This is a genomic window from Betaproteobacteria bacterium, from assembly GCA_016713305.1.
Classification (GTDB): Bacteria; Pseudomonadota; Gammaproteobacteria; order Burkholderiales.
The window spans coordinates 297,875-308,569 of sequence record JADJPK010000007.1 but is presented as its reverse complement, the minus strand read 5'-3'; the positions used below and the strand labels follow the sequence as shown (position 1 = coordinate 308,569).

Below are 10,695 nucleotides of genomic sequence, written 5' to 3'. Positions count from 1 at the left end.
GCCCCCGAGTCATCCTCGATCGTCCAGGCGGATGTGTGCAGGGCGTAGTCGCGAATCCGTACGGACTGTTCGTACCCGTCACGTGTCCCGGCAAAGCGAAGGAGAAGATCCGATCCCTCGAGACGCGGAACCAGGGCACCGAAAGGTATGCCGCCCGAGAGCCTGAGGATTCCTCCACCGCCGTCAACCTCCCGGATCTCGTCTCTCCCGGAGCCGAATCCGACAACGTAGGTGTCTGTTCCCGATCTACCCAGAAGCAAGTCGTTTCCCGCCTTGCCCTCGAGACGGTCCTGACCCTCGAGCCCTCGCAACGTTTCGTCCAGGTTTGTGCCGATCAGCGTGTCGTTGCCACCCGTTCCGTTGATGGGCGCCATGATCAGGCCGAGAAGATCGGCTCCGGTCAGCCGGCCACCGTCGTCGAACAGGATCTCCCTGATTCGCGACTCTCCCGCCTCGAAGACCGCGGAGAGTCTCATGAGGTCCGGGGCCCCGGCGATGCCGATGGTCAAGTCACCATTGACGTGGCGGAACAGTTCCATGTCTTCGATGACAAGTCCGGTTCCCACGCGCACCGAGTCTCCCCAGTCAGGAAGCACGGTGTCCTGTCCCGATCCGATTCCGAACAGGTAGACGTCCCCGCCCCCACCGCCCGTGATCCGGTCGTTGCCGGACCCTCCGTCCAGCGTATCGGCACCGCTGCCGCCCTCCAGCGAATCGTTGCCGCCGTGCCCCAGGATCACATCGTCACCGGAGAGACCTCGCAGAGTATCGTTGCCGGCAAAGCCCTCCAGCAGATCGTCATCCGCAGAACCTTGAAACTGCACGGGGTCGTACAGCATCTCCCCGAAGAGATCCGACGCCGTCCACTGCTCGCCATCCGCGAACTCGATCACCATCGTCGAGAGCGAGGCGGTCACTGGCTCCGTCGGCACCGGAACCGATCCTCCTCCCGGGGGAGCGGGCATGTCGTTACCGAAGCGAAGACGTATCGAAATACCCCCCGAACCGTCACCGGCGCCACCCCCGAGGCGAGTCGAGCCATCGGACGGATTCGTCGGTGGCTCCGGTTCGGCGGGCGCCGAAGCAGAGATGACCGGCGCCGCCAAGGCCCGTGTGGGCACGTTGACCAGCGGCATCCCACCCGTCGACAAGCTGGCGACCACCACACCGTTAAGCGTGTGGAGTGTCGCCGCCACACCCTCTCGGGTGGCCTCGTTGACGAACCGGATCACGTTCACCCCGGAATCGTCCACGACAATATCGTCGTCATCGATCAGGTAGAGATCGTTGCCCTCGCCCCCGCGCAACGTGTCGCGTCCCTTACCGGCGACCAGCACGTCATCGCCCGTTCCACCGATGAACGTATCGTTGCCATCTCCCCCGATCAGGTAGTCGTCGTCGGAGCCTCCATCCAGCTGGTCATCGCCGGCACCGCCCTCCAGCCGATCCTGGCCGGCACCGCCCAGCAGCACGTCGGCCCCGTCGCCGCCCAGCAGAACATCGTCACCGGCGACCTCCGGGACCACGTGCGCGCCGTCACCGATGAGGATGTCGGCCCCGGCGCCTCCGTCCAGATAGTCCGATCCTCCTTCGCCCTGGAGCCAGTCGTTCCCCGCGCCGCCTTCCAGCACGTCGTCGCCCTGGATGACCGCGTAGCCGCCGCCCACGACCGCTGCTCCGCTGTCGCCCGTGATGCGATCGTCGCCCTCCTCGCCGCGCAATACATCGTCTCCGTCGTTGCCGGCGACGACATCGTCTCCGCCGCCCCCATGGATCGAATCGTTCCCCCCATAGCCGAACACGGCATCGTTCCCCGCGCCGGCGTGGATGACATCGTGGCCAGCATCCTGCGCGTACACGCTGAAGGCATCGTCGTGTTGTGTGCTCGTCGCCGATTCGACCTGGAATTCGAAAGGTGAGAGCGCCGAAAGATTCCAGAGCCAGCCCCATGAAGCTCCGGCCGGCTGGCTCGTCGGCACAACGGATGAGCGTAGATCCGCGTCACCTGCGATGACATCGTCGCCCGTACCTGCGACGATGACGTCGTCCCCCCTTCCACCGAAGAGCAGGTCATCGCCGCCGTCTCCGATGAGCCAATCGCGGCCCTCCCCGCCACTGAGCCAATCCGAATCCCCGATCCCCAGCCCGGACCGCTCACCGTCGTCGAGTGCCGCCGCAAGTTCCGTCCGGTACGCACCATAGAGGCGGTCGTCCCCATCCTCGCCGTACATCAGGTCTTGACCTACATCGCCATAGACCACGTCCGCCCCGGCTCCGCCTTCCGCAGTGTCGTCGCCGCTTCCGAGATCGATCAGGTCGCTGCCGCCCCAGATGTCGGCGACCCGATCGTTGCCATCGAACGTGCGGATCTCGTCATTGAAAGGCGATCCGAAGAATTCGTCGGCACGCGATGGCTCGGCCTCTGGCCCCAGTACCGGGTTCTGCCACTGGTCCCGGATGACCCCGTCCACGACGTTCACCGGTCGCCGGTCGCCGTTGAAGGACTCGACCAACCCTCCGACCTCGCCTTGATCGGCCAGCGCAATCCCGAAGAGCCCCGTCGCGTAGCCCTCGATCAGCACGGTGCCGGCACCGCCCAGCGCGATCGACAAGGTCGTCCCGGCAATCGTCGCCGTAATCGACGCATCTTCGGTCCACACGTAGCGGTCACCGCGCTTTGCGAACGTTCCCGCAAGAATGCGTCCATCCTCCAGCCGGATGGAACCTCCATCCGCATCCACCGCGATGGTGTCCACATCCCTCCCGACGATGTACTGGTCAAAGCCCGATCCGCCATCCAGCACGTCGCTGCCGGGGCCACCCCTCAATTCGTCGTCCTGATCGCCGCCGAAGAGCCGGTCGTCGCCCTCCCCTCCGTCCAGCTTGTCCAACCCGGCGTCACCATGGAGTTCGTCCGATCCCGTGCCGCCGAGAAGCGTGTCCCGTCCCGAACCTCCCCATAGCTCATCATTTCCGTCGCCGCCTTCGAGCCGATCGTTGAGGGCGCCACCGCGCAGCAGATCGCTGCCGCCACGGCCATACAGCCGATCGTCGCTTGCTCCGCCTTCCAGCACCTCCACTCCGGAATTCGCGTCAGCGCCGAATCTCACGAAGTAGGAAGGCGTTGTTCCCCGCTGGTCCTGATAGGGCAGACCGATATCGATGGTCGTCGCGGAATCGACGTCCTGCATCAGGCCGGGAATGGTGCTGCGGATGAGTCCCTTTGCCTGATTGTTGATGTTGCGGTCGAGAACCTTGGAAAGGAACGTGGCCCGGTCCTTGAGATAAGTCTCGGAGAAGTGCTCGAGCGAATACTTGTCGGCGTCGTAGATGGAGGTCGACGCCGTCAACACGAAAGGACTGAGGAACTCCAGAGCGACTCTATAGGCCTGGCCGAGCGCCGTGTCTTCCTGTGCGCGGTACCGCAGTTGAACCGGGGAATCAGCCTTGCCTACGACGTAGGCCACGGTTCTCTGCGAGATGAGACCGCTGATCCCTGTCTCGCCGGTCCAGGACATCGTCGCCAACGGCTGGATCGTGTAAGTCGTCGAACCAGGTGGCGCTGACGAGCCGTGTGATCTCGTCGATGCGGGTATGGAAGATGTTGCGGAAATCGATGTTGGAGAAGCCGGCGGCATTCGGGTCAAACGGCGTGTCCCTCCGCTCGTCCCTTGCAGTACCGGGAATGAGATTCCACCTCAGTTTGTCCAGAGCGCGTTCCAACGAGTCCGCTTCGTAAGTGGCACTCCCCGCATCGAGCGATGCATTGGCCACCCTATTCGACGCGGCAGCGAAGATCGTTTCAATCTTCTCTTGAGAGATCTGCCCGTCCACCGTCTGGAACAGGCGCATCAGCGCCAGCGAATCGGCCAGCAAGGTGATGCTGTGAGTCGCCATGAAGTCCCGGCTCAGCTTGTCCGTTTCCGATGTGAACGGAACAAAGAAGGGGCCGTAGTAGAGCGGCTGATCCTCTATGAACACGCGAATGCGATGGCTGGGCAGAACGCCCGATAGCGACACGAGCGTGTCGTCATGGTGCGTCGCCATCCCGTAGACGTAGGTGATCTTCGCGTCGGCGACGGGATCGATCGACTGGCCGCTGAAGACCGTCGAGGTGGCGATTCCGTCTGCGTACGGACCGATCACCCTCAGTGCCCAACGATGTCTTGCGCTGAGATAGACGGAGTGCGCTGCTGTGGGCGGATTCGCCGCCTCCTGTTTCGCGGCCTCGTATTCGGCAAGACCGATGGCGTCGGTCGGGCGAACGTTCAGGATCCCCGGTACTTCTGCGTCCGGATCGGCCAGCAACCGGTTGTAGGCATCAATCAATTGCCTGATCGAGTAGCCGCCCGCGATCGCGCCTCTTCCAGAACCATTGAACACCCACGTGGACGACACCCATTCCGGATGAAGTTCCGTCATCACGGAGGCGATGTGACCTCCAAGCGAGTATCCCGTGAAGTGCACCGTTTGCGCGGTGGCCAGCAATCCTCCCGGCCCAAACATCTGCTGGAGCCATTTCTCCGCCGAGGCAAGTTGAGCCCAGGCGAGTCCGTCCAGGAAGATCTCGGTATCGGCACCGCCGATGTCTCTGGCGTCATCGCCGCCATTGCGCTGTTCCATGAACTCGCTGCTGCGGAAGGCAACAGTGAATTCTCCGGAATCGCTGTTGGATCGAAGAACTGTGCCGGAGAAGCCGGAAGGGTCGTTCGGCAAATGAGACACCAACTGGAATCCGTTCGGTCCAACTACGTCCGTAATCATCACATCTACGAATCGCGTCGCACCGGGTAGCAAAGCCGATAACGGAGACGCGTTCGGAAAGACTTCGTAGAGGTTGTTTGCCTGTTCCACACCATCTACAAACACCGTAGGTGATAGGTTGTTGTTTCCGGCAAGGAGCCTGATGGCCTGAGATCGGCGTCACCCGGAGACGGACAATAGGCATCCGCCGTCAGCTGCGTGAGCCGGAAATAGCTGAGTGACGTCTGTTGAGCGGAGTCGAGCGCAGTCATGGCGGATAGGGGCGACCGGAGGGCCTGGCGACTTTGGTAAGAAACCACAAACCGAATTCAAGACTTCTATTCCTGCCCAGTCTCTTGCCGATGCCCTCTATCGCGGAATACTCGGGACAGGCGTTTGGTGAATCCCACCACAACGTGCCGTCTTTCGATTGGCCAGCCAGGACGAAGCCTCTTCGGATGCCCACAATCTCGTTGGTCTTGAGATCTACAACTGCAAGCTCACCTCCTGCCACGGCAAGTTCTCGGTCTTTGGGGCGTCGTATTCCCCGCCAGGTAAATCCGTAGCGGGACAGGAGTCTTACATCCCATTCCATCTTCAAGTCGCTCATGTAACGGCGTCGGTATCCAAAGTACCTCTCGAATCTAGCCCCGTCTGGGCGGGGTACTTGAAGTGACTTGTCATATCCCGAGATGGGCAGCTTCGCATCAAGATCCAGGGGTGCAGATTCGATGTAGGAGTATCCCTTTCTGTCCAGATGCCACTTCTCCGGCGGTAAGACATACGAGAAGAAGATCTGTTGAGTTTCCTCTTCCGCATTGGTCGTCCCGTACGGATCCTCCACCACGTATCGATCCGCCATCTGCTGCAGCGTCTCGTGCTTCCGGGGACGGATCTGGTACAGCCCATCGACATCCTCCACCGTCCGGTAGATGAACTCCCCCGCTTCCGCCTTGCACAATGCCCTCCAGTACTCCACTGGTGTCATGCCTTCCCGGTAAACGCTTTCCACCGGCGGTTCGGGCCACTTCATGGGGGGAACATCGGGATACGGCCAGAGCTCCGGGTTCTCGTTGCGGCGAAGCTTGAAGAGCAGGCAATTTCCGCTGCCCGGGTCGGCCCGTGTACACGCCTTGTACTTCTCCAGGTCGTACTTCTGACCGTACGTGTCTCCCAGAGGGTGGGGACGCGTGTCGGGCTTGGGCGGACGCGAGAGCACCCCGCACCCGGCTGTTCCAGACAGATCGAATAGAAGCAGGGCGAGCCCCATCCACCCGATGCAGGGGGTCGAAGATATGCTGGAGTGCGCCTGCGCTGGCGTGTTTCGTTCCTCTTCTCGCATAACCGTCTCGTTGTACTTGTTGCCGTTCATGCGGGACCGGCCACTCCTCTGGCGCCCGGTCCAGGAGGCGGACAGTGCAAGAAATCCGCCGGTTCTAGGTCTGTGCCGCGCCATGTCCAGGCTTTGTGGATTTGCACACAAACCGGTGGCGTCAAGCGAGCCTGCCCGAATGTGACCCGGCCAGCGGATCCGTCGGACGATACTACGGGTTTTTCCAGCATGGACCGCCGTCAGAGCCCGCGGTCCGTGAAGGTGGGATCGAGGATTGGCCTGTCAGCCGCGGCGACAGTCCGAACGGCCACTCGTCAGATGCTCTTTCTTCTCCGCGTCGCCGGGATTTCCGGGCGGGTCCCTCCTCCCGCCAGGATCAACGACGCCGACTTCCGACGCCTTCCGCCAGCAAACACAGAATCTCGTACATGATCGTCGCCCCCACCAGGGCGGTGTTGCCAGAAGGATCGAACGGAGGGCAGACCTCGACAACGTCACCGCCGACGAGATTCAAGCCGCGCAGACCTCTCAGGAGCTGCTGGGCCTCCCTGGTGGTGATGCCACCGATCTCCGGGGTGCCGGTGCCGGGGGCGTAGACCGGGGTCGAGGCCGTCCACGTCGAAGCTGATGTAGGTGGGCCCATCGCCCACGACACGCCGGGCTTCGGCGATGACCGCTTCCACCCCCATGGCGGTGAACTCCTCGATGAAGATCACGCGCATGCCGGACTCGGCGGAATAGCGCCAGCCGTCGTCCACCCCCTGCGCGCCGCGGATGCCGATCTGCACTGTGCGCCTGGGATCGAGGAGCCCTTCCTCCACTGAATACCGGAAGGGCGATCCATGATGGAACCGGCTCCCGCCCCACTCACCCCAGGTGTCGGTGTGCGCGTCGATGTGGATCATGCCGACGGGACGTTCGCGAGCGATGGCGCGGTAGATCGGATAGGTGATGGAGTGGTCTCCACCGGCGGTCAAGGGTAACGCGCCAGCCTCGTGAATGCGGCGGTAGAAGGATTCGATGTCGTTCAGGACCGCATCGCGATCGAAGATCCTGGAGAACACCACGTCGCCCACGTCCGCCACACGGCAGACTTCGAAAGGATTGATGCGGCTCACGTGGTGGATGCCACGGCACAGGGACGACTGGTTGCGGATCTCCCGGGGACCGTGCCGGGCGCCGGCACGACAGGTGACACCGCCGTCGTAGGGCACCCCGATCATGGCGATGTCCAGACCGGTGGGATCGCGCTGAAGCGGGGTGCGCATGAAGGTGGGGATCTCCATGTAGCGCGGAAGACCCTGGGGGTCGAATTCGTTCGTGGCCATGGCTGCCTCCGACAGGAATGTCGCGTTGCGTTCAGTCTAGCAACGCGCCGGCCACCGCGGCGGCGGACGTCGGCGTCTGTCCGGCTACACTGGGGGAACGGTTCGAAAGCGAAGGAGAACAGCTTGAGCGATTTCGTGATCTACGAGCAGTCCGGGGGCGTCGTCACGCTCACCCTCAACAATCCGGATGAGCGCAACGCGCTCACGAGCCAGGCGCAGTGGGATGCCGTCGCCGATGCGGTCGATCGCGTGCAGGCGGATCTGGAGGTCAGGTGCGTGATCGTCACGGGGGCCGGCAGCGCATTCTGCGCAGGCGGCAACGTGAAGGACATGAAGAACAAGACGGGCATCGCGGCGGGCCACCCGTACGCGATCCGCGAAGGCTACCGCGGCGGCATCCAGCAGATTCCGCTCGCCTTCGAACGTCTGGACGTGCCTGCCATCGCGGCGGTCAACGGCGCTGCCATCGGGGCGGGATGCGATCTTGCCTGCATGTGCGACATCCGGATCGCGTCCGAGAAGGCCAAGTTCGCAGAAAGCTTCGTCAAGCTGGGGATTATCCCGGGCGACGGCGGTGCGTGGCTGCTGCAGCGGACGGTGGGGTTTTCCCGGGCAGCCGAACTGTCATTCACGGGGGACACCCTGGACGCCGCCGAAGCGCTGGCGTGCGGCCTTGTCTCGCGGGTGGTGCCGCCCGATCAGTTGCTCGATGAGGCCCGCAAACTTGCGGACAGGATCGCTGCGAATCCGGGGCCGGCGCTGCGCATGACGAAGCGGCTGATGAAGGAAGCCCGGCACCAGCGTCTGGATTCGCTGCTCGAGCTGTCTGCCGCGATGCAGGCGTTGGCACACCACACGCCGGAGCACGATCGGGCGGTGACGGCATTTCTGGAAACGATGAAGCGGTAGAAACGACACGGGCGCGCCTGCGCACGCCCGTGTTCCACCGGATCAGCCCTTGCGGCTGCGCCTGCGAGCCCACCCAAGCAGACCCAGCCCACCGAGCATCAGACCCCAGGTCCCGGGTTCAGGCACTGGGGGAGGCGGTGGCGGAACCGGGGTGCCGTTGATGGTGATGCGCACCTGATCAGCGAAGTTGTCCGCGTCGTTGCTGTCCACGTAGCTCACTTCGTAACCGAAGCCTTCCCACTCACCGATCGCGGCCAGCGTATTGAACGTACCGAAGAGCCGGCTTGATGTGAGCACGGTGTAGGTCTTCCCGACCAGATACTGGGGTTGAAAGCGGCGTCCATCTCGATCACCAGGACCCCTCCCAGCGTGGCATCGCCGCTGACGGCCAGCTTGTCGACCCCCACCAAGGGGTTCGTGAGAGCCAAGCCGAGATACCGCAGATCGATCTCCAGCATCGCCGGAGTCTTCTGCTCGTAGTCGCCCGTGATGGTGAGCGTGCCCGACGACCAGTCGCTGCCGGCCAGGGAACCCAGCGAACCGCCGGGGGCCACCACGCCGTTCTCCGCGATAAGGGTGGGTCGAGTCGCGGCGGCCGCGTTGATCATCTCGATGGTTCCGGCGCCGTTGAGACGTCCCCCGCGCAGGATGAAGGGCACGTCCTGCTGGACCGTCAGTTTGGATTCCACGTCGAGCACGCCGTCGGACCAGACCAGCGACTGGCTGCCCACCTTGGTGACACTGCTGCCGTTCACGGCGCGGAGGAACACGTAATCGCCCGCAAACTGTGCGCCGTCCTCGATGACCACGGGGCCCCAGATCTGCATATGGCCCACGTCCGTGGTGGAACCCGTGCGGAAGTAATGCGGTGTTCCGGCCAGATACTGCAGATAGACGGTGCCTTCGCCCGTCATCTTGCCGCCGGCCTTCTGATCCAGCGTTCCGACATAGAAGTTGAGCGTCGTGCCCGCGCCGACTTCGATGTTGCCGCTGTTGTTGACCTTGAGATTCATCACCACACCACCCTGCCCTGTCTGGCGCAGAGTGCCGGTGTTGTCGATGCGGGCGGCGCTTCCGTTGTCCGCCCCGCCATTGTTCGATGCCCCGAAGGTGATGGTGCGGTTGAGGTAGGTCTTCATGTCCAGCAGACCCGCGTTCTCCAGACGGGCGGAACCAGCCTCGGTGCCATCCCGCGTGCTGTTGAAGTCCGCCACCCAGTTGGTCAAGCCCGAGTCGAGCACGACGGTGCCTTCATTGCGGAGGATTCTTCCGCCGTCGGCGTCCAGCGATCCGCCCTGTCCGGCGCCGAACTGCGTGGTGTGGCCTGCTGCGAAAAGCGCGGTGCCCGCACCCTTGAAGCGCGCGCCGCGCAGAACCGCCTCTTCGAAGGTGACCGTGCCACTGCCCTTGATGAGACCGCTGCTGATCAGCGATCCGTTTGGCAAGGTGATGTCGTTGCTCCTGAGGTCCAGCGAGCCTGAGTTGTTCATCTCGAGCTGCACGGGCGCGAAGGTGGATCCCGGCATCACGACCACGTTGCCTTGCGCGATCTCGAGCAGGCTGGGCGTGAACACCGCGCCCGACTCGATCGTGACCGTGCCCTGGAAGGCCGTCACGCGGCCCGCCGTGACCGAAGAACCGGCCTGGAACACGTTGGTGCTGGCGACGCCGCCGCCGAACAACGCATTGCCGGTGCCTTCGAGACTGCTGCCGGCCGACCAGATCGAGTTGCGCATGAAGGCCAGGCTGCCGAATGTCGGATTCACCGCATCCAGCGTCACGTCCACGGTGCCGGAGTTCGCGAACAGGACGTAGAAGGTCACCGTGCCTGCCCCACCCTTGTTGAACGTCCCCGAGTTGCTGAATTGAGCGTCCAGACCGTTGTCTGACGTGCCGCCGTTCGACGCAGAAATGGTGGCGGTCCGGTTGATGATGGGCGAGAAGTTGAAGGTTCCTGCGTTCTCGATCGTGGCGGCACCGGTCAGAGCCGTGGCTCCGGGTGCACTGTTGAGATCCAGGGTGAAGTTGCCGTTGCCGTAACTCGCGTTCACCGTCCCCTCGTTGCGCAGGATCCTGCCACCGTCCGCGTAGAGGGTTGCAGCGCCGCTCGTGCCCAGGGTGAACGTGCTGCCTGTTGCGAAAGTCGTGATTCCCGCTCCCCGCTGGCTTCCATTGCTCCAGACTCCCCCGCCAACGCTGATACTGGCAGTGCTGGACAGAATTCCGCCGCTTTGAGTTAGGGCGGCGAAGGAAGACGGCCCCGACAGGGTGAGAGTCCCGCCCGTCATGGCGAAGTTCGCCGCATCCGAATCGATGCTGTCTACGGTGGCACCGGTGAATCCGGAAGCAGTGCGAAAGGTCACGAGGGGAACGGCACCGATC

4 protein-coding genes and 7 pseudogenes are annotated in these 10,695 nt (G+C 63.4%); 1 reads left to right on the top strand and 10 read right to left on the bottom strand.

Annotated elements, in window-relative coordinates; translation table 11 throughout:
• Nucleotides 1-212: 212 nt before the first annotated feature.
• The 9 genes and pseudogenes from IPK20_09510 to speB form a co-directional block, all read right to left on the bottom strand.
• Nucleotides 213-539: pseudogene (locus tag IPK20_09510) on the bottom strand (hypothetical protein).
• 78 nt (nucleotides 540-617) lie between these two features.
• Nucleotides 618-1,136 (bottom strand): annotated as a pseudogene (locus tag IPK20_09505) (hypothetical protein).
• A 144-nt stretch (nucleotides 1,137-1,280) separates the two neighbouring features.
• Nucleotides 1,281-1,631 (bottom strand): annotated as a pseudogene (locus IPK20_09500) (calcium-binding protein).
• A gap of 42 nt (nucleotides 1,632-1,673) precedes the next feature.
• Nucleotides 1,674-2,090: pseudogene (locus IPK20_09495) on the bottom strand (hypothetical protein).
• A 111-nt stretch (nucleotides 2,091-2,201) separates the two neighbouring features.
• Nucleotides 2,202-2,828: pseudogene (locus IPK20_09490) on the bottom strand (hypothetical protein).
• A gap of 54 nt (nucleotides 2,829-2,882) precedes the next feature.
• Nucleotides 2,883-3,080 (bottom strand): annotated as a pseudogene (locus tag IPK20_09485) (calcium-binding protein).
• Nucleotides 3,081-3,441: 361 nt separating this feature from the next.
• Entirely contained in the window at nucleotides 3,442-4,623 is a 1,182-nt protein-coding gene (locus IPK20_09480) for a hypothetical protein (protein MBK8016911.1), read from the bottom strand.
• Between the two features lie 388 nt (nucleotides 4,624-5,011).
• On the bottom strand, nucleotides 5,012-6,115 hold the full coding sequence (locus tag IPK20_09475) for a hypothetical protein (GenBank protein ID MBK8016910.1): 1,104 nt from the start codon (nucleotides 6,113-6,115) through the stop codon (nucleotides 5,012-5,014).
• A 337-nt stretch (nucleotides 6,116-6,452) separates the two neighbouring features.
• Nucleotides 6,453-7,404: pseudogene (gene speB / locus IPK20_09470) on the bottom strand (agmatinase).
• A 123-nt stretch (nucleotides 7,405-7,527) separates the two neighbouring features.
• On the opposite strand from speB, the gene IPK20_09465 reads away from it, so the two are divergent.
• Nucleotides 7,528-8,313, top strand: coding sequence for a crotonase/enoyl-CoA hydratase family protein (locus IPK20_09465; protein ID MBK8016909.1), 786 nt, complete (start codon nucleotides 7,528-7,530; stop codon nucleotides 8,311-8,313).
• A gap of 42 nt (nucleotides 8,314-8,355) precedes the next feature.
• On the opposite strand, the gene IPK20_09460 is transcribed toward IPK20_09465, so the two are convergent.
• Nucleotides 8,356-8,826, bottom strand: a complete 471-nt coding sequence (locus IPK20_09460) for a PEP-CTERM sorting domain-containing protein (protein MBK8016908.1) — start codon at nucleotides 8,824-8,826, stop codon at nucleotides 8,356-8,358.
• Nucleotides 8,827-10,695 lie beyond the last annotated feature (1,869 nt).